The organism is Shewanella psychrophila (genome assembly GCF_002005305.1).
GTDB classification, from domain to species: domain Bacteria; phylum Pseudomonadota; class Gammaproteobacteria; order Enterobacterales; family Shewanellaceae; genus Shewanella; species Shewanella psychrophila.
Genome location: NZ_CP014782.1, coordinates 1,193,200 through 1,214,110, shown reverse-complemented (window position 1 = coordinate 1,214,110; position 20,911 = coordinate 1,193,200). Strand labels below are relative to the sequence as shown.

Here is a 20,911-nt window from a genome sequence, read left to right as displayed (position 1 = left end):
GGCTTTTACAAATGACGATGTAGGTTATAGATTAAAATAGCTTGCTTGCCCCTTGGCTTCGGCCAATTCAGCTGCAACCGAGGCAACGGCTAAATCTTGTAACCCCACACCAGTACCATCGAATAAGGTAATTTCATCATCAGAGGTTCGACCCGCTTTAGTGCCATTGATGACATCACCAATTGGAATGATGTCAGCTTCGTTAATTAGCTCCTCAGCTATCGCGTGTTGGGCCTCACCAATGGTGGTCGATTGTGTTAACTCATCGGTAAAAACTCTCGCTCTTGCGAGGAGGTGTGCATCAACTTCCTGTTTTCCTTTGGTGTCTGTTCCCATACAGGCAATATGGGTTCCTGGCTTAATCCAACTTTGGTCGATTAAAGCTTCAAATGCCGACGTTATGGTAATAATCACGTCAGCTTGGGCGCAAAGCGCTTCACGGCTTACAGACTCAAAGGGGAGCCCTAGCTCTTCACATATGACGGCAAGATTAGTCAGTTTCTCTGGCTCCTTGTTCCATGCCACTACTTTTTTAAAATTACGCTGCTCAACAGCTGCACGTAATTGAAATGTTGATTGGTGTCCAGCACCGACCATGCCCAATACGTTTGCATCTTGTCTAGCCAGGTGAGCAATCGACACCGCAGATGAGGCTGCTGTCCGTATTGCGGTTAAATAGTTGCCACCAACAAGAGCGTTGAGCTTTCCAGTATCTGGATCGAATAAAATAACTGTGGATTGATGATTAGTGAGCCCTTTATCGATATTGCCTGGCCAATAACCGCCAGATTTTAAACCTAACACCATGCCGACGCGGTCAAAGCCTGACTTAAAGCCATAAAGGGCATCGGCATGACCAATGGCTTCACGGATCACGGGGAAATTGTAGGCGGTATCTCTTGCCATGGCTGAAAATACGTTTTCTACGGCGGTGAAGGCATCCGCACGTCCCATTACCTGCTGACATACAGCTTCAGATACTACAGTTATGCCTTTACTATTATTTTGATTTGAATGACTCATTGTTTATTTCCTAGAATAATGGCAACCCCTAGATGAATGTTAAGGGGGGAGAAAATAGACAGAATACGTTTATTATTAGCCTGCCTGCTATGTTCGTGGAGGACTAAAAAACTCCCAAAGGCGAGTTTAAAAGGCTGTAATACTTCGATATTGCCCCTGATAAATACAGGGGCATTGAGTTAGTTGGGAACTAATGAAGCGCTAGCTAAAAACTCTTTTATCCTCGCTTTTGGGAGAAACGTGAAACTTATCTTGCTGGTTGATAGACTGGTGATAATCGGGATTAGTAGGCCTTTCCGCGAGCTGACACAGGCCACAGAGTTTCCACTTTACCGTCACGAACACCTACATAGTAATCATGTACATTACAGGTTGGATCGCAGTGGCCAGGAACAAGCTTTAATTTTTCATTGACTCTCAACGCGCCGCTTGGGTCTGAAATCACACCGTGTTCATCCGAACATTTGATGTACTCCACATCATCACGGCCATAGATGTAAGGTAAGCCACTGTCCACAGACTGTGCCTTAAGTCCCGCATCACAAATAGCCTTATCAGCTTTCGTGTGGCTCATGACCGAAGTTAATATGAAAAGCGAGTTTTCGAATTCAGAAATTCTTTGGCCATCCTTATCATGGATCCGTTGGTAATCCGCATCCATAAATGCATAAGAGCCACACTGTAGTTCGTTAAACACACCAGAGTTACCTTCGAAGTAGTAGGAGCCTGTGCCACCACCACCAACGATATCGCACTCAAGACCCTCCTCTTTTAACATATCCACCGTACGTGCGACCATGGCACAGGCGATATCGATTTTTTCTTTGCGTTCCAGGAAATTTTCCATATGCTGCATCGCGCCTTGATAAGCCTGAATTCCTGCAAATTTCAGCCCTGGTGTTGCGGCAATGGCCTTAGCTATATCGACAACGGGTTGACCTTCGCTGACACCACAACGACCAGCGCCACAGTCTATTTCGACTAAACATTCAATTTCAGTATTGTGCTTTTTAACGGCCGCGGCGAGTTCAGCCACATTGTCTATATCATCAACACAGCAAAGGGTACGAGCTCCTAATTTTGGCAAGCGGGCTAAACGGTCAATTTTGGCTGGGTCACGCACTTGGTTTGACACCAAAACATCTTTGATCCCCCCACGGGCAAACACTTCTGCTTCTGAAACCTTTTGACAACATACACCACAGCTATCCCCTAAATGCTCTTGTAACAGGGCAATATCTACAGATTTATGCATCTTGCCATGCACTCGATGGCGAACCCCCATCTCTTTAGCAAATTGTCCCATTTTTCGAATATTACTTTCTAGCGCGTCTAGATCAACCACCAAACAGGGGGTTTGAATATCGGCTTCAGCCATCCCCGGCAATGCCGGAACGTCATAACCCACTTCTAAATCGTTAGTTGTTGTCATGTTAATCTCCATCTATTAATAGTTATTAGTTTACCAACGCGGATTGGCCTTATTTATCCATCCAGGGAAGCTTGTCTAAATCAACATTGCCTCCCGTAATAATGATCCCGACTCGTTTGCCTTTAAATATTTCAGGGTTCTTCAAAATCGTCGCCAGAGTAACGGCACTGCTAGGCTCTACAACCAGTTTCATGCGCATCCAAATCAGTTTCATCGCAGCCACGATCTCTTCTTCGGTAGCGGTTAAAATATCGGTCACATGGTTTTTTACGAAGTGCCAAGTCAGATCTTTTAAGGGGACTTTAAGGCCATCGGCGACGGTATTTGGGGCATCATCTGCGATGATGTATCCAGCTTTTAATGAGCGCGCAGCATCATCGGCATTGAGGGGCTCTGCCGCGTATACGTTAATCTGAGGGGCAATCGTGGATAAAGTGAGACAGGTTCCTGATATCATGCCTCCGCCACCAATGGGGGCGATCACAATATCTAAATTTTCAACCTGATTGACCAATTCTTTAGAGCAGGTTGCTTGACCAGCGATAACTCGTGGATCGTTATAAGGGTGAACAAAGTCTGCACCGGATTGTGCTACCACCTCGCTAAATACGGCTTCACGAGAGCTAGTAGATGGCTCACATTCGACAATGGTACCGCCATAACCTATCACGGCATCCTTCTTAGCCTGAGGAGCGGTTCTTGGCATCACGACGGTTACCTCAATGCCACGTTGTCCTGCTGCATAGGCTAAAGACAGCGCATGATTGCCTGAAGAATGGGTAGCTACACCGATTTTAGCTTCTTCATCGGTTAGGCCAAATACTGCATTACAGGCTCCACGTACTTTAAATGCTGCTGCTTTTTGCAAGTTTTCGCATTTAAAAAATAGCTCTGCACCTGTTTTTTCATTCAAAAAACGAGACGTTAATACTGGTGTTTCATGAATAAAGGGTTTAATGCGTTCATGAGCTACTAGCACATCATCATAGGTTGGAATGTACATTGTCGGTTCGGTTGCACTACTCATATTTTCCTCTCAATACTCATCCTGCTAGCGTTGTAGACGGACATCGACTCACCCGAATTGAATGTTGACTTAGCGATGCGAGTGATTGCTTCAGTTGATAAATTTCAATTTCACTTTATGGAAGCTACTAATTTCACGCAATCGGTTTGAATTTCGCATTGTGGAATCTGTAAGTGTGTACTACGGTGCTATTAGTTTAATTAGTTGAAAATATTGGTGTTTATCTTTGGTTTGCAAATTGGTTTTTTGCGGTTTTCATAATGTGAAATTAATTTGCATCATTTTGGAATTAGTTTTATTGTATTTTTAACTATATTTTCAAAATAAGCGTTGTGATTATGAGCAGTAATAGTCTTGAAAAAACTAAAACTAAAACAAAAACTCGAATTCAAGTGATTGATAGAGCCGCGATGTTGTTAGATGCAATATCACGCTACTCCATGCCGGTCACACTTAAAGCCTTGAGTGCAGATACCAACTTAGCGCCTTCAACAGCCTTTCGTATACTGCACTCGTTAATCGATAATCGCTTTGTTGAAAGAGACGCCAAGGGTAAGTATTTATTAAGTGGCAGGCTCTTAAGGCTGAGTAATTACCCCAATACTAATATCGATTTTCGCAAAGTAGCCATACCCTATATGGAAAAATTACGGGATAAATTTGGTGAAACCATCAACCTCACGACACGTGAAGGTGATGTCGTCATTTACATTGAAAAAGCGATTCCAAATAGGATGATGCATGTGCAACAGATTATTGGTAGTCGGGCTCCCTTGCATGTTACTGGGGTCGGTAAGATGATGTTGGGCATGGAAGGTCAAGAAGGGATTAAAGGTTACGTTCAACGGACTAATTTGCCCGCCTATACACGTAAGACATTTTCATCATTCGATACGCTGGTGAATGAATGTACGGCCTGTGTCGAGCAAGGTTATGCTTTCGATAATGAAGAAGCTGAGATGGGGGTCGGTTGTATCGGTGTCTTGCTACATGACAGATACGGTGAAGTGGTTGCTGGTTTATCTGTGTCAGCTCCCATCGAGCGACGCAAGAATGAATGGGTACATGACATAATTGCAGCAGGTAAGGATTTATCTGCTGAGCTTGGTTATGTAGAAGAACCCGCTTCACCGGGTTAAGCATATAAGCGCAACACGCCAGCCCTTCTATCATGAGTATCATATTAGCGAGTCCCAGTTGAGATGATACGTCGGATTATTGATGATGCAGTAAAGGCGCATTGGCATTATTTTTTAAGTTGATGAGGATAAGAAATGTTAACCGTAAATCGATTAAATCAAGCGGAAGCAAAGCTGATTATAGAAGGTGCTGTTGATAAAGCTAAGTCGTTGGGAGTACCTATGTGTATCTCTGTTGTCGATGAATCCGGAAGTTTAATTGCCTTTGAGCGTATGGATGGCGGTAAAATACACAGTATTACCCTGTCTCATGATAAGGCATTCACCGCAGCATCGGCTCGTAAGGCGACTCATGAAGTCAATCAAGCCTGTGTCCCTGGACATGACAATCATCTTTTTGGCATCCATACTGCCATGGGAGGTCGTTTTTGTATCGTAGGAGGGGGGTTGCCCATTACATTTGATGGCAAGGTGATTGGGGGGATCGGGGTGAGTTCAGGTGCCCCTGCGCAAGATTTAGATTGTGCTCAAGCTGGAGTAGATACGTTTAATCAATTTGCTTCTCAATAGCTTACCTAGGTACTTATTGACTAGGTAAATGACATTACACCTACATGTGTCTGATAACCCTACCATCGCCCGGTGGTAGAAATTTGATATTTAAAACCTTTAATCACCTTAATGTCATTGTTTTGCCGGCTAAAGTCAGTTGTCAGTCAAAGATGTGTCTGATTTATGTCCAGTTGACCGTTCTGCTAAGTCCCTTTTAAGGCGATAACGATTATTCATACAATCTATCAAGCTTCTATCTAATGCCGCAGATGAGGTGAGATAGACTGGATAATGCCACTGACATGGTGTTTTTAACTTCATATTGATGCCGTTATTAGCCTCTCCCTGTAGTCGAATTTTCTACCCTGCAAAACGTTTCCATAATGTGAAATCCAAAGTGTGTCTTAGTTGTTAACTTTGTTTTTCTTTTATGTTCTATTGGATTAGCTACAAAGAAATTGGGTCCAACACAGCCTCTTTCTAAAAATTAGCCACTGCTGGTATTAGCTATTGGATACTTAGTTCAGCATTAAGCAGGTCAAATATTAAATAGTAAAAAATGACCTTTTATATCAATCAACAAGAGTACTGTAGTTATGGAACAGGTTAGCAAAACGTACGATAAACAAGACAGTAAAACTGGTATTTTAGAGCGCATATTCAAGCTTTCAGCGCATAATACCACGGTGAAAACTGAGCTTCTAGCAGGGCTTACAACCTTCGTGACAATGTCTTACATCATGTTTTTAAACCCTATTATCATGTCTAAAACAGGTATGCCTTTCGATGGGTTATTTCTTGCGACGTGTCTCGGGGCGGCTATTGCAACGATTCTTATGGGGCTTTACGCAAACTGGCCAGTGGGTCTGGCGCCTGGGATGGGGCTTAATGCCTTCTTCACGTTCACTGTAGTGGGCTCTATGGGTTATAGCTGGGAAATTGCATTAGGTGCCGTTTTCCTTTCGGGTGTCTTGTTTGTATTGATGAGTGTCACGCGCCTCAGGGAGTGGATGCTAGACAGTATCCCCATGAGCTTGCGACTCGCTATGACAGCCGGTGTTGGACTTTTTCTTGGTTTTATTGGTTTGCGCTTCACTGGGATTGTTGTCTCTGATCCTGATAACATCGTCGCGCTTGCGGACTTAACCCATTTCGGTTTTGGTAAATTTGGTCCAGAAGCACCCGCTTTAGGTTTCTTAAGCTTTTTACTGATTGCTGTGCTTAGTTACCGTAAGGTTTTCGGTGCAATTTTAATTGGTATTGCGACCACAACATTTATTGCTTTTGCCATGACCTGGGTTTTACCAACTGATTTCTTCGTTGTGTCAGAAGCGGCAAAGTCTTTTGCTCCCGCTTCTGGTTTCGTGAGTTACACGGGGTTGATGGCTGTGCCTGAGTTCTCTGCTCTTGAACCCATTTTGTGGAAAGCAGATATTGCTGGCGCGTTTCAAGTTGCGTTAATTCCTGTCATTGTCACTTTTCTATTTGTTAATATTTTTGATACCGCGGGCACCTTGATGGGGGTTGCCGAGCGTGCAAACCTGCAAGATGAAAACGGTAAAATTGAAGGGTTAAGTAAATCTTTAAAAGCTGATTCGATTGCATCTGTTATTGGTACTGGTTTCGGTTGTCCTCCTGTTACCTCTTATGTTGAATCTGCTGCCGGCGTTGCTGTTGGAGGGCGTACGGGCCTCACGGCTGTTGCTATTGGCCTGTTGTTTGCTGTGGGCATGTTCTTTTTGCCCCTTGCACAGATGCTACCTGGTTTCGCGGTTGATGGTGCACTCATCTACGTTGCTATGTTAATGATGAGCTCTCTTAAAGGCCTGAACTGGGACGATCTGACTGAATACGCGCCTGCAGTGTGTACGACGATAATGATGACCTTAACCTTCTCTATCGCGAACGGTATCGCTTTTGGCTTCATCACTTATACCGTGTTGAAACTCGGTGCCGGTAAGTCTGACCAAGTCTCTAAGGGAGTGTGGGCGCTGACCTTACTCTTCGTCGCTAAGTTTATTTTCCTACCTTAATTACATAGGTTCACTTTTATATTATAAACCCTTCTTTTGAAGGGTTTTTTTGTATCTGTGGTTTCACCGACATGTGTCTATATGGCTTAAGGGGACACTGAGAGGGTTGGCGTTATACTGATGTGGCGGCGGCTTGTGTTGTGTTGCACGCCTTCTACAGTGATCACTTGTTCCTTATTCATTTTCTTCAAATCAACCATCTACACTAACGCCGACAAGATCGCATCTTTATTTGATTGGTGTTAAGTCACATGTCATGAACCGAGTTCAGTTAGCTTATTTACCGGGGAACAGAAAGGAGAAGGGCATATTTATTTAGTGGTACCTTGAATAATACCTAGTAAAAAACGTTAAACTTAATATTTTAATGTTTGATCATGGTTTTTGGTTAATTTACTTTTCGAGTTTAAATTGAATTAGGTTCAGTTTTTGGATGTTATTAATATTGTTTAATGAGTTTTAAATTGTCAGGTTGTAATTAATTTAATTCTTGTGGTGGCTGATGATTTTAACTTTAAAAATTCAATGGTGGGGCTTTATTTCTGTGGTTAATTAGCTCTACTGTTTTATTTAATATATTTATTTTAACGAGTCTTCTAGAGTTGTATAAAGATTAACTTGTGGGTATTTTATTGTTTAATATAGTTTATAGACAATTTACTATAAAAAAACAGGCAAAACTTCATCAGAAGTCTTGCCTGTTTTTATGCTAATCCCTGCTTTTTAAGCTTCAATTTATGCCGGAATGCGAGTTTGGATCTGTTTTTGGTTTCGCATTGTGGAAGCTGTTGTGGGGCTTCCTTACTGGTTCAACGCATCTTCTAGGGCGGTTAAGCATAGCGCGACATTTTCACTTCTGGCCGCATATCCCATAATTCCGATACGCCAAGCCTTACCTGCAAAATCACCTAAACCCGCACCAATTTCGAGGTTATAGTGATTCAGAAGGTAGTTTCTTACTTTTACATCATCAGCCCCCTCTGGAATGTAAATGGCATTGAGCTGAGGTAAGCGCTCATCTTCAGGAACAATAAACTCAATTCCCATTTTTTTCAGACCCTTAGCCAGAGTTTCATGTTGAGTCTGATGCCGCGCCCAGCGGTTTTCTATGCCTTCGTTTTGTAATTGAACTAGCGACTCATGTAGGCCATATAATGAATTTACTGGGGCTGTGTGGTGATAGCTACGTTTACCTTTTCCGGACCAATAACTCATAACAAGTGATTGATCTAAAAACCAACTTTGAATTTGTGTCTTACGCTCTTTGATCACATTGACCGCTTTTTCACTGAATGAAATAGGGGATAGGCCGGGGACACAAGATAAACATTTTTGCGAACCGGAATAGATAGCATCTATGCCCCAGTCATCAACCCTAAGCTCAATACCGCCCAGAGAGGTCACTGCATCGACAATTGATAAGCAGTTATGCTCTTGCGCCAAGGCACATAAGGCTTTTGCGTCAGAGACCGCTCCTGTAGAGGTCTCTGCGTGTACAAATGCGACAAATTTAGCATCTGGGTTGGCTATTAATGCTTGCTCTACTTTGGCTGTTTCAACAGCGCGGCCCCAAGGAGAGTCGACGACTATCGCTTCTGCGCCAATTCTGGTGACATTTTGGATCATACGATCGCCAAACACACCATTACGGCAGACTATGACCTTATCACCAGCTTCAACTAGATTGACAAAACAGGCTTCCATCCCAGCAGAGCCTGGGGCTGACAGTGCAATGGTGAACTCATTTTTGGTCTGAAAAGCATACTGAAGGAGCGCTTTTACTTCATCCATCATGCCAACAAACAGTGGATCTAAATGACCAATGACTGGCCTTGATAGTGAAGCAAGAACTTCAGGGCTAATATCTGAAGGACCAGGACCCATTAAGATCCTACGGGGTGGATTAAAAGATTGAAAATTCATTTTTATACGCCTTTATTTGATTATTTAATTATTTGATAACAAAACCTGACACGTCAGTCAAGTTTTTAGGCTTGGCCGCTTTTAAAAAAAGAAGTTAACAAGAAAGCTGATTAAAATATAAGTTGACATGAGTATCAATATTTGTAACTTTAAATTTGATTTAACTTGGTGTTAACAGGGTGCTGTGGGCTTATTTAAATCGTTCAATCTAACCAGACGTTAATAAGTTTATTTGACTTCGCAGTGGTTTGTTTATAAATCTTAGGCCTTATACAAATATAAATAATATAACTTTAGAAGGGTAAATGATGAAGACCAATAAAATCCACAATATTATTGCTATAGCAGTTGTTGCATCGTCAGCACTAATAGCGACTAGCACTTCGGCAGAGTTATGGAGCAACACTGAAGTACAGCTACAAGCTTTTGGTGAATTAGAGCAAGTGGGTACAGGTGGTACAGCCGACACAACCATTATCACTTTTCAACATGCTGGAGGCTGGGAATACGGTGATAATTTTTTCTTCGTTGACTACAGTCGCTACAACGTAAACAACAATGCCAACTTTCCCGTTGAGGATAGCAGTGAGTTTTATGGTGAGTGGTATTCAAACTTTAGCTTAGGCGCCATTACCGGTAACGACCTCTCTTTTGGTCCAGTAAAAGATATAGGCTTAGTGGCTGGTTTTAACTTTGCTCCAGAAGTAGACAGTATGTGGGTGCTGCCTGGCGTTAGATTCTCATTAGATTTACCAGGCTTTGCTTTTGCGCAAATAGATGTAACGGGTTACATGCATCAAGGCGGTGGTAGCGCCTCATCTCCTGTGTTTACCGTTGTTGATGAAGACTCAAGCTTTATGGTTGATTTCGCCTGGGCATATCCTTTCAAACTAGGTTCAACAAGTTGGAGTATAGAAGGGCACTTAGAATACATTGACGGTCGTCAGCAAACCAATAACTTTGGCACTACAGATCTTGAGTATTGGATTTTATTCCAGCCGCAGCTTCGATTAGATTTAGGTGAAGTGTTAGGGACCAAAGCAAACCAGCTGTTTGTTGGTATTGAATACCAATACTGGAAAAACAAGTTAGGTGAAAAAGGAACCGATGATAACACTGCACAGTTTTTAGCTGTATGGCGATTCTAACTCACCAGTCTATGGGCTTTAGCCCTCATGAATGGCGTTCCATTTAGCTATCTAGATAGCAACGAGGGATCTGAGTCGTAAAACTAGCAGAACCTAGGAGTTAGTATGCAGTGGGCTCCATTGTTTGCTAACTCTTCAAAATGAACAATGATGAAATCAGCAACGAGCTAATGACACTTTCTGATTTTAAATCCACAGTTAGCTGAATTTCAGTCACACTTTTATAGATACTTGAAGGTTACTTATGAGCGATTTTAAACAACGTGCGCTGGATTACCACGCTTTTCCGACTCCTGGAAAAATAGCCATTGAAATAACGACTGAGGCTGAAACTAGCGAAGATCTTTCGTTAGCCTATAGCCCTGGTGTTGCTGAGCCCTGTCGTGAGATAGCTGATAATGCCGAAAATGTGTATAAGTACACAGGTAAAGGAAATACTGTCGCAGTCATTTCTAATGGGAGTGCTGTTTTAGGGTTAGGTAATTTAGGGCCTATGGCCTCAAAGCCCGTGATGGAAGGTAAGGCGCTCTTGTTTAAACGTTTTGCCAATATTGATTCTTTCGATATAGAAGTAACTCATGAGACTCCGGAGGAGTTCATTAACACAGTAGCAAGCATAGCTGACACTTTTGGCGGTATAAACCTTGAGGATATCAAAGCCCCGGATTGTTTTATCATTGAGAAAGCCTTACAGGAGCGCTGCAACATTCCGATATTTCACGATGATCAACATGGTACGGCCATCGTCACCGCAGCAGCCATGCTTAACGCCTTAGACATTCAAGACAAAGATATTGCACATGTTGTTATCGTTTGCTTAGGTGCAGGAGCAGCAGCGATTGCCTGCATGGAACTACTTATTCAATGTGGCGCTAAGCGAGAAAAAATTTATATGTTGGACACCAAAGGGATTGTTCATTCTCGCAGGACAGATCTCAATGAGTACAAAACCTTATTTGCCAATAATACAGATAAACGCACCTTAGATGATGCCATTGAAGAAGCGGATGTGTTTGTTGGGGTATCTGGGCCTAATCTGCTTTCTACAGAACAGTTAGTAAAAATGGCTGAAAGGCCCATTGTTTTTGCGTGTTCAAATCCAGATCCAGAAATAAAACCAGAGCTTGCTCATTCGGTCCGGAATGATCTTATTATGGCTACTGGCCGCTCCGATTATCCAAACCAAGTGAATAATGTATTGTGCTTTCCATTTATCTTCAGAGGGGCATTGGACGTAAGAGCGCGAGAAATAAACCAGGAGATGAAAATAGCCGCGGTACATGCGATACGTGCGTTAGCAAAAGAACCCGTGCCTGAAAGTGTGCTGAAAGCCAGTGGTGAAAGCGCGTTAACTTTCAGTCGTGACTATATCATTCCACGTCCTATGGATCCTAGATTGTGTAATAAGGTGGCTAAAGCCGTCGCTCAAGCTGCCGTAGACTCAGGCGTAGCCATTCTGCCCATGCCTGATCACTATAATGATTAGTTGCATATCGTCGTTTTATGCCCATAAAAAGCTTAGTCTTACAGGCTGAGCTTTTTTAATTCTGGTGTTATAGGAATCGATAAGTGCGTCTGTTGAGACTATAGGAGCCGACTGTTGGCTCGTGGCTTGGGGAGTTCTGGGAATTTAGGCACAAAAAAACCAACTCTCGCTGGCTAGATTCTCTTTTTTAGAGAATTGGTACAACCGAGTGGATTCGAACCACCGACCCCTACCATGTCAAGGTAGTGCTCTAACCAACTGAGCTACGGTTGTATTGTATTTTTTTTAACGATGATTGAGTGAACTGGAATATTTTTTATCAGGGTAGGGCATCGACACCTTCGCCACTAAGTTATTTTAATTCTGCTTATAAAGAATTGGTTGCGGGAGCTGGATTTGAACCAACGACCTTCGGGTTATGAGCCCGACGAGCTACCATACTGCTCCATCCCGCGTCCGATAAACGCCATAAGTTGTTTTAATTCTGCTTATAAAGAATTGGTTGCGGGAGCTGGATTTGAACCAACGACCTTCGGGTTATGAGCCCGACGAGCTACCATACTGCTCCATCCCGCGTCCGATGAACGCCATAAGTTGTTTTAATTCTACTTATAAAGAATTGGTACAACCGAGTGGATTCGAACCACCGACCCCTACCATGTCAAGGTAGTGCTCTAACCAACTGAGCTACGGTTGTATTGTGTCGTTTCACTTTCTTCTTTTAAGAATTGGTACAACCGAGTGGATTCGAACCACCGACCCCTACCATGTCAAGGTAGTGCTCTAACCAACTGAGCTACGGTTGTATTACACTTAATAAAGAATTGGTTGCGGGAGCTGGATTACGTTTTATAAAATAAGGCAACGACCTTCGCTTTGATTTCATAAAAAGTTAAGTCCGAGTAGCTTTTATACTGCTTCATCCCGTGTCCGACTTTACTTTGTTCGTTTGGCTAGTGCCTTGGAACGAGCGCTATAGTAGGAGTATGGTGCTTAGGTTGCAAGTAAAAATATACATTTATTGGTTAAACGGCGATTTGCTGTGCAACTTGCTCTTTTCTAGTGCGAAATATGTGAGAAAAGCCTTTGAAGCTTATCTCACAAGTTACTTTTCAATCAATATATTAGCACTGCTCACCTAAATTATACCCTAGAGGGAGGATTTACTGTGCAGGGTTATCTTCTAAAGCCGCTTTCTTGAAACCTGATTTCTGGATATAACGTAATCTTATGGCAAATAATATTGCTGCACTTGTGAGTCCAGCTATTAATCCTATCCAGAACCCCTGTGCGCCCATGGCCGGAACCACGATATCCGTTCTGGCGAGTAGGTAACCTATCACCATGCCAATAGCCCAATAAGACACTAATGTAATATACAAGGCACTTCGGGTATCTTTATAGCCTCGTAGTGCTCCTGCAGCGACAACTTGTACAGAGTCTGATAACTGATAAAGCGCGGCAAAGAACATCAAGCTTCCGGCTAAAGTCACCACTTCAGGGTTATTGTTATATAAGTGGGCTATCTCAGTTCTGAATAGAACCGTGATAATTGCAGTTAGCATGGCTAGCGTAAATGAGATAATTAACCCTACTTTAGTGACGAGTGCTGAAATCTCACTTTTATCCTGGCCTAAATAATAGCCGACACGTATCGAGACAGCGATACCAATAGAAAGCGGTAACATGAATACGATGGATGAAAAGTTAAGTGCTATTTGATGCCCTGCAACCACATTTGCCCCGAGTGGCGCAAGTAAGAGAGCAATAACAGCAAATAGACTGACTTCAAAGAACAGAGCCATAGCAATGGGGAACCCATGTTTAGTCATATCCCAGATAGTATGCCAATGAGGCTTATGGAAAGACTTAAAGGGGGCTAACTCTTCAAAGCGTTTATGCAGTTGCATATAGATCACCATAGCAATCAACATGGCCCAAAATACCAGCGCTGTTGCAATACCACAGCCTGCACCGCCCATAGGCTCAATGCCAAAATGTCCATAGATGAATATATAGTTAGCCGGAATATTGACCGCTAAACCGACAAACCCTATTACCATCGTTGGTAATGTATAAGAGATCCCTTCGCTACAGCCTCTGAGCACTTGATATAAGACGAATGCGGGTACACCCCAGGCGAAGCCATCAAGATACCCAATACTTAGGCGTGCGAGTTCAGGATCTAATTGCATCATGATAAAGATGTTTTCAGCGAAACTGAGAAACAGTATCACACCTAGACTGCCTATTATGGCAATATAGGCAGCTTGAAAGGCGAGAGGTTGTATTGCTTTTTGGTTGTTTGCCCCATGATGATGGGCAAATACTGGGGTAAACGCGAGGAGCAACCCCTGAACAAATAGCAGTGCTGGCAACCACAAGCTAGTCCCTATTGCTACGGCAGCCATATCGACTGCACTGACTCGACCTGCCATAACAGTGTCGATAAAACCCATCATGGTTTGCGTTACTTGGGCTATGAGTACAGGGAGTGCGAGTTGTACTAAACGTTTGGCCTGAAAGCCGAATTGATTCATGAAAACTGCCTTAAATACTAACGAGAGATAAAATGTTTACAGGTATAGTTCAAGCCACGTGCGAAGTGGTTGCGATAAATAAGAAAGATGGCTTAAATACGCTAGAGATCGCTATGGAACCCGAATTACGTGAAGGGCTCATAACAGGCGCAAGTGTTGCGAACAACGGGGTCTGCTTAACGGTTACACGAATTGCAGATGATAGGGTGTTTTTCGATGTAATGGAAGAGACATTGAGTGTGACCAATCTCGCAGAACTACAAGTCGGCTCACTGATGAACATAGAGCGGTCGCTGACATTCGGTAGTGAGATAGGTGGTCATATTCTCTCTGGCCATATACACACACAGGCGAGAATCTGTGGGGTTAGCAACACCGCGGAACATTTTAATATTGAGCTCAACGTAGATGAAAAGTGGATGAATTACATTCTCTACAAAGGTTTTGTTGGCGTGAATGGTTGTAGTTTGACAGTGGGGAAAACGACTAAGGATACCTTCATGTTACATTTGATACCGGAAACCTTGAAACTCACTAACTTAGACCGTGCTTCAGTCGGTGATAAGTTAAATATTGAAATAGACAGTCAAACACAAGCCATAGTCGATACTGTCGAGCGTGTGCTCGCACAAAGAGGTATCACATAGTTATTTCTGCCTGTTGACCCGACAACTCGGCTCCTGGGAGTCGATGTTCAGTATATTTGTTCGTCACCAGAATCAATATACAGCTCAATGTTATGGCGAGCCTCATCGAGATGAATCCTTAGATGTATCGGATTACAACAGATCCGGCAATCGTCATAGTAATCTTGATCACCGCAGGTACCATCAACATCTATATGTTGATGGTGTCCGCAGTGGGGGCAACTGATGGTCTGAGTGGCAAATTTCATAAACACTCCTGTCTTATACTTTTATGCTCCCATGTAGCCAATCGCTGTACGGCCGCCATCTATAGCAATAATTTGTCCAGAAATATAATGGCTGTCGACTAAAAATTGAACCGTGTTTGCAATGTCAGCGGGTGAGCCACACTTAGCTAAAGGGATCTGTTTAATTATAGTTTCTTGAGCATCATTGTGACTGTTTTCTGGCCAAAGTATCGCACCGGGCGCTATGCCATTGACTCTGACACCAGGGCCCATTTCTTGGGCTAAAGATAAAGTCGCCATCTGTAACGCCGCTTTAGAAATAGAATATAAGCCATGGTCTTTAAGCGGTTTTTGACCGTGAATATCGAGCAAGTTAATGATTGCCCCATTACTTTTACTTAATAAAGGAAATAATCGCTGGGCTAGAAAGTAGGGCGCCAGTAAGTTTACGGCTAACAAGCGTTGGCTGTCCTTAAACTGCGTATCGGCTAATGGTGTTGGGTAGAACTCTGATGCATTGTTGATAAGAATCGAAAGTTTGAACTGAGTCGCAGCCTCTACTAAGGTATTTATGCCAGCTTCAGTAGATAGATTGGCTTGTGCCGTGACACAAGAGTGTTCTCTAATCTTATTGAGTTTCTGGCACAGTGATTTAGCTTCCTCGGCAGAGACGCCGTAATGAATGATGATGTTATAGCCACTGGAGTGCAGCTTTATTGCTATCTCACGGCCTATTCGTTTTGCTGCACCAGTTACCAATGCCCATTGCGTCATGTTTATCTCTCTATATATAGTGAAAAATATCGAGGTAAAATAATTACCAAGTAATATCTTCCTCTAAGGCTAAGGGAAAAAGCAATGTTAGGTCTACAGAATTTATTGTTAACGAATGCAGTTAGATAAAACGAGGCGACAGGCTTTGTTGGTAGCATGGGGGAGTCAGTAGGTCAAACTGTTCATCTAAGCTAGTTTGAATCTCTTGTATAAGATCGCGATGAAGTTTCGGGGAGAAACGAGTGCCTTCATTGATATTCTCCTCCACCAGAGCACTCGGGGTGACCGGGAGCTGAGCGAGTGCAGGGCGTGTTTCCTGAAGGCCTAGCCCTGAGGCTGATGTTTGTTGTAGTGCACTCGTTAGTATGAATGAATTTTGCATGTTAACTTCCAGATCTTGTCTCGCGAGAGTAGATGGCACTAGGCTAGATGACTTCGATGAAGAAAAAGTGACAATAAAATTTTAAAATCATGACATTAGTCGCCGCGTCGCTGACTTTCACATCAATGGCTCGACTCAGGTATTAAGCTTGCACTCATGGGGAAAGATCTCGTAGAATTACCCGCTTGCGCCTAAGGTGATTAAGACTCTTGTAATGGCTTACTCCATTGGCGCTCTTACTTTAACTCTATATTAGCAAGTGGCCCTACGTGGGGGTCACCACTGCATAAGGATTTTTCATGCCTGTTATTACACTTCCTGATGGAAGCAAACGTGAGTTTGCTAACCCAGTCTCTACTTTAGATGTCGCCGCCGATATTGGCCCTGGTCTTGCGAAAGCTTGTATTGCCGGTCGAGTGAACGGTGAGCTTAAAGATGCTTGTGACATCATAGACACTGATTCTGAGTTATCGATCATCACAGCAAAGGACGATGAGGGGGTAGAGATACTTCGCCATTCATGTGCTCATCTACTTGGCCATGCATTTAAGCAATTATGGCCTGAAGCTAAGATGGCTATCGGTCCGGTTATCGATAATGGTTTTTATTATGATATCGATCTCGAGCACAAGCTGACTCAGGAAGACATAGATGCGCTGCAGAAGCGCATGACTCAACTTGCAAAGACAAACTATAAAGTTGAGAAAAGAGTGGGGAGCTGGCAAGTTGCCCGTGACACATTTGAAGCGCGCGGCGAAACATACAAGATGGCTATCTTGGATGAGAACATCAGTAAAGATGACCAGCCGGCGTTATATCATCATGAAGAATATGTTGATATGTGTCGTGGACCTCATGTACCGAACATGCGATTCTGCCAAAACTTTAAACTGATGAGTGTTGCCGGTGCATATTGGCGCGGTAATTCAGATAATAAGATGTTGCAACGTGTCTACGGTACGGCATGGGCAGATAAGAAAGCACTTAAGGTTCACCTTAATCGTTTAGAAGAAGCGGCTAAGCGCGATCATCGTAAGATAGGTAAGCAACTCGACTTGTATCATATGCAAGAAGAAGCGCCTGGCATGGTGTTTTGGCATAATGATGGTTGGAGTTTGTTCCTTGAACTTGAGAAATTCATTCGTCAAAAGCTAGGTCAGTACACTTATCAAGAAGTGAAAGGCCCACTCATGATGGATCGCGTACTTTGGGAGCGTTCCGGCCACTGGGATAAGTATTCTGAGGCCATGTTCACCACTAAATCTGAAAATCGTGAATATGCGATTAAGCCGATGAACTGCCCAGGTCACGTACAGATCTTTAATCAAGGTCTTAAATCATATCGAGATCTGCCATTGCGTATGGCTGAGTTTGGTTGTTGTCATCGTAATGAACCATCGGGTTCCCTCCATGGCCTAATGCGTGTTCGTGGTTTCACTCAAGATGATGCCCATGTTTTCTGTACCGAAGATCAGGTACAGCAAGAAGTCAGTGCCTGTATCCAGATGGTTTACGATACTTATGAAACATTCGGCTTTAAAAATATTGTGGTTAAACTCTCGACTCGTCCTGAGCAACGTATCGGTGACGATGAAATGTGGGACAGAGCCGAAGAAGCACTTAAGCAAGCGCTGGTTGCTAATGACATCGAATTTGAAATCTTACCTGGAGAAGGCGCCTTCTACGGACCTAAGATTGAGTTCACATTGCATGATTGTCTAGATCGCGCGTGGCAGTGTGGCACGGTTCAGCTCGATTATGCACTTCCTGGTCGTTTAGGTGCGACTTATGTCGCCGAAGATAACAGCCGACAGACGCCAGTGATGATTCATCGTGCGATATTAGGTTCACTTGAACGCTTCTTGGGTATTCTTATCGAAGAATATGCGGGTAAATTTCCGACTTGGTTAGCGCCGATGCAAGTCGTTGTCATGAACATTACCGACAAACAGTCGGATTATGTCGATGAAGTAGTCAATTTATTAAAAGAAAACGGAATTCGTGCCTCTAAAGACTTGAGGAATGAGAAGATAGGCTTTAAAATACGCGAGCACACCTTAAGGCGTGTTCCTTATTTATTGGTCGTAGGCGATCAAGAAATGGAAAATAAGGAAGTTGCGGTGCGAACCAGAGATGGTGTTGACTTAGGCAAAATGCGAATCGAAGATTTCGCCGCCAAGATCAGCAAACAAATTTCGCTCCGTAGTCTCATTTTGTTGGAGGATTAGGTCATAAAGATCAAAAAAACAGCAGGGCGCCAGGCGGCCCCGAATGGAATAAACGAACTCATCACCGGCGTGCAGGAAGTACGATTGAACGGTCTAGAAGGTGAGCCTATTGGAGTAGTATCAATAAGTGAAGCACAAGAGTTGGCTGATGAAGCTGGTGTCGATCTTGTTGAAATTAGTCCTAACGCTGAGCCGCCGGTTTGCCGTATAATGGACTATGGAAAGTTCCTTTTTGATAAAGCGAAAGCTCAAAAAGAACAAAAAAAGAAGCAGAAAATCGTGCAGGTGAAGGAGATTAAATTCCGTCCCGGTACCGATGAAAACGATTATCAGGTAAAACTACGCAACCTGACTCGCTTTCTAACTGACGGTGACAAAGCGAAAGTAACGCTGCGTTTTCGTGGTCGCGAAATGGCTCACCAAAGTCTTGGTATGAAACTTTTGAATCGTATCAAAGATGATTTGACTGAGATAGCAGTGGTGGAGTCCTTCCCGAAAATGGAAGGTCGTCAAGCTGTGATGGTACTCGCACCGAAAAAGAAATAGTAAGGCCAAATAAAAGTAGCAGGGGTCTGTAAAGGTCTCTGTTCGCCTTGCGTTTTATTAATATCCCAATGCGGAGTTTTAGCAATGCCTAAAATGAAAACTGACAAGGGTGTAGCGAAGCGTTTTAAGAAAACCGCCAATGGTTTTAAACGTAAGCAAGCTCATTTACGTCACATCTTGACCAAGAAAAGCACTAAGCGTAAACGTCACTTACGTGCTAAATGTTTAGTTAGCAAAGCCGACATGCCAGCAATTGCACGTCAACTACCATACGCTTAATAAAGGAGTAATGAACAATGCCTAGAGTTAAGCGTGGTGTAACCGCTCGTGCTCGTCACAAGAAAGTACTTAAATTAGCCAAAGGTTATTACGGAGCTCGCTCTCGTACTTTCCGTGTTGCTAAGCAAGCAGTAACTAAAGCTGGTCAATATGCTTACCGTGACCGTCGTCAGAAGAAACGTCAATTCCGTCAACTTTGGATTGCACGTATCAATGCGGCAGCTCGTCAAAATGGTCTGTCTTACAGCCGTTTCATTAATGGTTTGAAAAAAGCCTCTATTGAAATCGATCGTAAGATACTAGCTGACATTGCAGTATTCGACAAAGTTGTTTTCACAACTCTAGTTGAAAAAGCAAAAGATGCTCTAGCTAAGTAATTAGTTAGTTGATCTTAAAAGGGGACCTTCGGGTCCTTTTTTTGTGTCTGAGATTTGAATACTTGATGGTGGATGTATCAAAACACAGGCAAAAAAATAGTAGGCAATAGCCTACTATTTATAAAATACTAAGTGAGAAAATGCGAGTTACTTCAGCGCATCTAAGTAACGTTCGGCGTCGAGTGCTGCCATACAACCTGTACCGGCCGAAGTGATAGCTTGACGATAGTGCTGATCCATCACGTCACCTGCAGCAAAAACACCGTCGATGCTGGCTTGAGTGGCGTTGCCATTGAGACCACTTTGCACCTTGATGTAGCCATGGTTCATCTCTAATTGACCTTCGAACATGCCGGTATTTGGGCTGTGACCAATGGCGATGAAAACGCCCATTAATTCAAGCTCTTTGCAAGCACCATCTTTAGTGCTCTTCATCTTAAGGCCGGTTACGCCCATTTCATCACCAAGGACTTCATCTAATGTGTTGTCTAAGTGAAGAATAATGTTTCCATTCTCAACTTTATCCATGAGGCGCTTGGTTAAGATTTTTTCACTGCGGAATGTATCTCGGCGATGAATAAGGTGAACTTCAGAGGCGATGTTACTGAGGTAAAGTGCCTCTTCAACGGCGGTATTGCCACCACCGACAACGGCAACCTTTTGGTTGCGGTAGAAGAAACCATCACAGGTTGCACAGGCAGAAACACCTTTGCCCTTGAAGGCTTCTTCAGAGTCTAAACCAAGGTACATGGCTGAAGCACCTGTTGAGATGATGAGTGCATCACAGGTGAACTCACCGTTGTCGCCCTTTAATTTGAATGGACGAACATTGAGATCGACTTCATTAATATGGTCAAAAATGATTTCAGTATCAAATTTCTCGGCGTGCTTCTGCATACGTTCCATTAATGCCGGACCGGTAAGATCGTCGGCATCGCCTGGCCAATTCTCAACTTCTGTTGTGGTCGTAAGCTGACCACCTTGCTGTATACCTGTTATTAATACAGGCTTCAGGTTTGCGCGAGCGGCATATACTGCAGCAGTGTAGCCCGCCGGGCCTGAACCTAAAATCAACAGTTCACAGTGTCTAACTTGACTCATTCTTTTCTCCGTGCTTTTTAGCAAATTGCAGCGATTGTATGGAATTT

Annotated in this window: 19 protein-coding genes and 5 tRNA genes; 10 read left to right on the top strand and 14 right to left on the bottom strand. The window is 43.2% G+C overall.

Annotated features, from left to right (window positions below; translation table 11 throughout):
- Positions 1 to 24: 24 nt before the first annotated feature.
- The 3 genes from bhcD to bhcB all read right to left on the bottom strand — a co-directional run bounded on the left by bhcD (position 25) and on the right by bhcB (position 3,482).
- Complete coding sequence (bhcD, locus tag sps_RS05420) at positions 25 to 1,023, bottom strand: iminosuccinate reductase BhcD (protein ID WP_077751597.1); 999 nt, start codon at positions 1,021 to 1,023, stop codon at positions 25 to 27.
- A 283-nt stretch (positions 1,024 to 1,306) separates the two neighbouring features.
- Positions 1,307 to 2,455, bottom strand: coding sequence for a 3-hydroxy-D-aspartate aldolase BhcC (gene bhcC / locus sps_RS05415; protein ID WP_077751596.1), 1,149 nt, complete (start codon positions 2,453 to 2,455; stop codon positions 1,307 to 1,309).
- A 49-nt stretch (positions 2,456 to 2,504) separates the two neighbouring features.
- On the bottom strand, positions 2,505 to 3,482 hold the full coding sequence (bhcB, locus tag sps_RS05410) for a beta-hydroxyaspartate dehydratase BhcB (RefSeq protein ID WP_077751595.1): 978 nt from the start codon (positions 3,480 to 3,482) through the stop codon (positions 2,505 to 2,507).
- A gap of 338 nt (positions 3,483 to 3,820) precedes the next feature.
- On the opposite strand from bhcB, the gene sps_RS05405 reads away from it, so the two are divergent.
- The 3 genes from sps_RS05405 to sps_RS05395 all read left to right on the top strand — a co-directional run bounded on the left by sps_RS05405 (position 3,821) and on the right by sps_RS05395 (position 7,206).
- The gene (locus tag sps_RS05405; RefSeq protein ID WP_077751594.1) at positions 3,821 to 4,621 is read left to right on the top strand and encodes an IclR family transcriptional regulator; all 801 of its coding nucleotides are present in this window, start codon (positions 3,821 to 3,823) and stop codon (positions 4,619 to 4,621) included.
- Positions 4,622 to 4,756: 135 nt separating this feature from the next.
- Positions 4,757 to 5,191 (top strand): GlcG/HbpS family heme-binding protein, encoded by a 435-nt coding sequence (locus tag sps_RS05400; protein ID WP_077751593.1) that lies wholly within the window; start codon positions 4,757 to 4,759, stop codon positions 5,189 to 5,191.
- Positions 5,192 to 5,769: 578 nt separating this feature from the next.
- Positions 5,770 to 7,206, top strand: coding sequence for an NCS2 family permease (locus tag sps_RS05395; RefSeq protein ID WP_077751592.1), 1,437 nt, complete (start codon positions 5,770 to 5,772; stop codon positions 7,204 to 7,206).
- A gap of 801 nt (positions 7,207 to 8,007) precedes the next feature.
- On the opposite strand, the gene sps_RS05390 is transcribed toward sps_RS05395, so the two are convergent.
- A complete protein-coding gene (locus tag sps_RS05390) occupies positions 8,008 to 9,129 on the bottom strand; it encodes a pyridoxal-phosphate-dependent aminotransferase family protein (protein ID WP_077751591.1) in 1,122 nt (373 codons plus the stop codon).
- A gap of 305 nt (positions 9,130 to 9,434) precedes the next feature.
- On the opposite strand from sps_RS05390, the gene sps_RS05385 reads away from it, so the two are divergent.
- Together sps_RS05385 and sps_RS05380 are read left to right on the top strand one after the other, a co-directional pair.
- Positions 9,435 to 10,277 carry an outer membrane protein OmpK gene (locus tag sps_RS05385; protein WP_237157995.1) on the top strand — a complete coding sequence of 281 codons (843 nt, stop codon included), beginning with the start codon at positions 9,435 to 9,437 and terminating at the stop codon, positions 10,275 to 10,277.
- 244 nt (positions 10,278 to 10,521) lie between these two features.
- Positions 10,522 to 11,763: a malic enzyme-like NAD(P)-binding protein gene (locus tag sps_RS05380; protein ID WP_077751589.1), complete on the top strand. Its 1,242-nt coding sequence runs from the start codon at positions 10,522 to 10,524 to the stop codon at positions 11,761 to 11,763.
- Positions 11,764 to 11,959: 196 nt separating this feature from the next.
- Here sps_RS05380 and sps_RS05375 read toward each other — a convergent pair.
- The 6 genes from sps_RS05375 to sps_RS05350 form a co-directional block, all read right to left on the bottom strand.
- Positions 11,960 to 12,036 (bottom strand) — tRNA-Val (locus tag sps_RS05375).
- A 105-nt stretch (positions 12,037 to 12,141) separates the two neighbouring features.
- Positions 12,142 to 12,218: transfer RNA gene (locus tag sps_RS05370), tRNA-Met, on the bottom strand.
- A gap of 44 nt (positions 12,219 to 12,262) precedes the next feature.
- Positions 12,263 to 12,339, bottom strand: a tRNA-Met gene (locus tag sps_RS05365).
- Positions 12,340 to 12,383: 44 nt separating this feature from the next.
- Positions 12,384 to 12,460: transfer RNA gene (locus tag sps_RS05360), tRNA-Val, on the bottom strand.
- Between the two features lie 32 nt (positions 12,461 to 12,492).
- Positions 12,493 to 12,569, bottom strand: a tRNA-Val gene (locus tag sps_RS05355).
- A 357-nt stretch (positions 12,570 to 12,926) separates the two neighbouring features.
- A complete protein-coding gene (locus tag sps_RS05350; protein WP_077751588.1) occupies positions 12,927 to 14,303 on the bottom strand; it encodes an MATE family efflux transporter in 1,377 nt (458 codons plus the stop codon).
- A 32-nt stretch (positions 14,304 to 14,335) separates the two neighbouring features.
- Between sps_RS05350 and sps_RS05345 the strand changes: the two genes are divergently transcribed.
- A complete protein-coding gene (locus sps_RS05345; protein WP_077751587.1) occupies positions 14,336 to 14,950 on the top strand; it encodes a riboflavin synthase subunit alpha in 615 nt (204 codons plus the stop codon).
- A gap of 47 nt (positions 14,951 to 14,997) precedes the next feature.
- Here the strand turns inward: sps_RS05345 and sps_RS05340 are convergent, their stop codons facing one another.
- From sps_RS05340 to sps_RS05330, 3 genes are all read right to left on the bottom strand, one after another.
- Positions 14,998 to 15,198: a CPXCG motif-containing cysteine-rich protein gene (locus sps_RS05340; RefSeq protein WP_077751586.1), complete on the bottom strand. Its 201-nt coding sequence runs from the start codon at positions 15,196 to 15,198 to the stop codon at positions 14,998 to 15,000.
- A 21-nt stretch (positions 15,199 to 15,219) separates the two neighbouring features.
- A complete protein-coding gene (locus sps_RS05335) occupies positions 15,220 to 15,951 on the bottom strand; it encodes a pteridine reductase (protein WP_077751585.1) in 732 nt (243 codons plus the stop codon).
- A 121-nt stretch (positions 15,952 to 16,072) separates the two neighbouring features.
- Positions 16,073 to 16,333, bottom strand: coding sequence for a hypothetical protein (locus tag sps_RS05330; RefSeq protein ID WP_077751584.1), 261 nt, complete (start codon positions 16,331 to 16,333; stop codon positions 16,073 to 16,075).
- 299 nt (positions 16,334 to 16,632) lie between these two features.
- Between sps_RS05330 and thrS the strand changes: the two genes are divergently transcribed.
- The 4 genes from thrS (at position 16,633) to rplT (ending at position 19,763) form a co-directional block, all read left to right on the top strand.
- Positions 16,633 to 18,561 (top strand): threonine--tRNA ligase, encoded by a 1,929-nt coding sequence (thrS, locus tag sps_RS05325; protein WP_077751583.1) that lies wholly within the window; start codon positions 16,633 to 16,635, stop codon positions 18,559 to 18,561.
- 3 nt (positions 18,562 to 18,564) lie between these two features.
- Positions 18,565 to 19,107 carry a translation initiation factor IF-3 gene (infC, locus tag sps_RS05320; RefSeq protein ID WP_077751582.1) on the top strand — a complete coding sequence of 181 codons (543 nt, stop codon included), beginning with the start codon at positions 18,565 to 18,567 and terminating at the stop codon, positions 19,105 to 19,107.
- An 84-nt stretch (positions 19,108 to 19,191) separates the two neighbouring features.
- Positions 19,192 to 19,386, top strand: coding sequence for a 50S ribosomal protein L35 (gene rpmI / locus sps_RS05315; protein ID WP_005503401.1), 195 nt, complete (start codon positions 19,192 to 19,194; stop codon positions 19,384 to 19,386).
- 17 nt (positions 19,387 to 19,403) lie between these two features.
- Entirely contained in the window at positions 19,404 to 19,763 is a 360-nt protein-coding gene (rplT, locus tag sps_RS05310; RefSeq protein ID WP_077751581.1) for a 50S ribosomal protein L20, read from the top strand.
- A 147-nt stretch (positions 19,764 to 19,910) separates the two neighbouring features.
- On the opposite strand, the gene trxB is transcribed toward rplT, so the two are convergent.
- Positions 19,911 to 20,864 carry a thioredoxin-disulfide reductase gene (gene trxB / locus sps_RS05305; protein ID WP_077751580.1) on the bottom strand — a complete coding sequence of 318 codons (954 nt, stop codon included), beginning with the start codon at positions 20,862 to 20,864 and terminating at the stop codon, positions 19,911 to 19,913.
- Positions 20,865 to 20,911: the final 47 nt, after the last annotated feature.

Bases quoted from the DNA above. Each gene is read 5' to 3' on its own strand.
- bhcB (WP_077751595.1), bottom strand. From the start codon at position 3,482: ATGAGTAGTGCAACCGAACCGACAATGTACATTCCAACCTATGATGAT.
- bhcD (WP_077751597.1), bottom strand. From the start codon at position 1,023: ATGAGTCATTCAAATCAAAATAATAGTAAAGGCATAACTGTAGTATCT.
- sps_RS05390 (WP_077751591.1), bottom strand. From the start codon at position 9,129: ATGAATTTTCAATCTTTTAATCCACCCCGTAGGATCTTAATGGGTCCT.
- sps_RS05330 (WP_077751584.1), bottom strand. From the start codon at position 16,333: ATGCAAAATTCATTCATACTAACGAGTGCACTACAACAAACATCAGCC.
- trxB (WP_077751580.1), bottom strand. From the start codon at position 20,864: ATGAGTCAAGTTAGACACTGTGAACTGTTGATTTTAGGTTCAGGCCCG.
- rpmI (WP_005503401.1), top strand. From the start codon at position 19,192: ATGCCTAAAATGAAAACTGACAAGGGTGTAGCGAAGCGTTTTAAGAAA.
- sps_RS05340 (WP_077751586.1), bottom strand. From the start codon at position 15,198: ATGAAATTTGCCACTCAGACCATCAGTTGCCCCCACTGCGGACACCAT.
- sps_RS05405 (WP_077751594.1), top strand. From the start codon at position 3,821: ATGAGCAGTAATAGTCTTGAAAAAACTAAAACTAAAACAAAAACTCGA.
- sps_RS05385 (WP_237157995.1), top strand. From the start codon at position 9,435: ATGATGAAGACCAATAAAATCCACAATATTATTGCTATAGCAGTTGTT.
- sps_RS05400 (WP_077751593.1), top strand. From the start codon at position 4,757: ATGTTAACCGTAAATCGATTAAATCAAGCGGAAGCAAAGCTGATTATA.
- sps_RS05345 (WP_077751587.1), top strand. From the start codon at position 14,336: ATGTTTACAGGTATAGTTCAAGCCACGTGCGAAGTGGTTGCGATAAAT.
- thrS (WP_077751583.1), top strand. From the start codon at position 16,633: ATGCCTGTTATTACACTTCCTGATGGAAGCAAACGTGAGTTTGCTAAC.
- bhcC (WP_077751596.1), bottom strand. From the start codon at position 2,455: ATGACAACAACTAACGATTTAGAAGTGGGTTATGACGTTCCGGCATTG.
- rplT (WP_077751581.1), top strand. From the start codon at position 19,404: ATGCCTAGAGTTAAGCGTGGTGTAACCGCTCGTGCTCGTCACAAGAAA.
- sps_RS05380 (WP_077751589.1), top strand. From the start codon at position 10,522: ATGAGCGATTTTAAACAACGTGCGCTGGATTACCACGCTTTTCCGACT.
- sps_RS05395 (WP_077751592.1), top strand. From the start codon at position 5,770: ATGGAACAGGTTAGCAAAACGTACGATAAACAAGACAGTAAAACTGGT.
- sps_RS05350 (WP_077751588.1), bottom strand. From the start codon at position 14,303: ATGAATCAATTCGGCTTTCAGGCCAAACGTTTAGTACAACTCGCACTC.
- sps_RS05335 (WP_077751585.1), bottom strand. From the start codon at position 15,951: ATGACGCAATGGGCATTGGTAACTGGTGCAGCAAAACGAATAGGCCGT.